Raw genomic sequence first — 1,082 nt, 5'->3', positions numbered from 1 at the left:
TGTACTTGGCCAGGACGTTGGTAGCGGCTGGCTGGTGTTGACATGGGGAGAGCCTCCGGTTGGGGTGTGGCTTGTCTAGGACCCACGCCAGGCCGGAGGCTCTCGTGTCACACCGTAATGCCCGTACGACGTTCTTGGGCAGGTTGCTGATCGTCCAGCGGCATCGTCAGGGGTGGCCACAGGCACATATCGCGAAGGCAATGGGCATTTCACGCAAGTGCGTGAAGACCTGGTTGGACCGGCACGCCGCCGAGGGCGAAGCCGGCCTGCACGACCGGTCCTCACGTCCCCATTCCTCACCGCGGCGGACCAGTGCCGAGACCGAGCGGCAGATCCTCGAGCTGCGGCAGCGGGAGCGTCGCGGTCCGGACTGGCTGGGGGCGCAGCTGGGAGTGCCGGCGCGGACGGTGTCGCGCGTGCTGGCCCGCCACAACGCGCCTCGGCTGTCGGCGCTGGACCCACTCACCGGGCAGGTCATCCGGGCCAGCAAGACCACCGCGGTGCGGTATGAGCGCAATACCCCGGGCGAGCTAGTGCACATGGACGTGAAGAAAATCGGTCGGATCCCCGAGGGCGGCGGCTGGCGAGCGCATGGCCGCGCTCACCGGGACGCCACGCGCGACCGCAACGCCAGAATCGGTTTCGACTTCGTCCACTCGTTGGTCGACGATCACTCCCGGCTGGCCTACTCCGAGATCCTGCCCGACGAGAAGGGCGGCACCTGCGCCGCTTTCCTCGCCCGGGCCATCGCCTACTTCGCCAAGCATGGCATCACCAGAATCGAGCGGTTGATGACCGACAACGCCTGGGCCTATCGCTGGTCACTCCGGCACGTCTGTGCCGAGCACAGCATCCGGCAGAAGTTCATCAAGCCCCACTGCCCCTGGCAAAACGGCAAGGTCGAGCGCTACAACCGCACCCTGCAAACCGAGTGGGCCTACCGGCAGGTGTTCACCAGCAACACCGAACGAGCCGCCGCGCTTGCGCCCTGGCTCGAGCACTACAACACTCAACGCCGCCACAACGCACTCGGCGGCCACCCACCCACCAGCCGACTGCCACCAACCTAACGGCCAAGTACA

The 1,082-nt window shown here is 66.7% G+C and carries 1 protein-coding gene; it reads left to right on the top strand.

What is annotated here, in order from left to right:
* The first annotated feature begins 104 nt into the window (after positions 1-104).
* Positions 105-1,070 carry an IS481 family transposase gene (locus tag D0D28_RS35425; protein ID WP_116115564.1) on the top strand — a complete coding sequence of 322 codons (966 nt, stop codon included), beginning with the start codon at positions 105-107 and terminating at the stop codon, positions 1,068-1,070.
* Positions 1,071-1,082: the final 12 nt, after the last annotated feature.

The organism is Amycolatopsis ruanii, assembly GCF_003385175.1.
In the GTDB taxonomy this organism is placed as follows: domain Bacteria; phylum Actinomycetota; class Actinomycetes; order Mycobacteriales; family Pseudonocardiaceae; genus Amycolatopsis_E; species Amycolatopsis_E thermalba.
The sequence above is the reverse complement of the archived record's forward strand: the minus strand, read 5'-3'. Positions and strand labels throughout refer to the sequence as shown.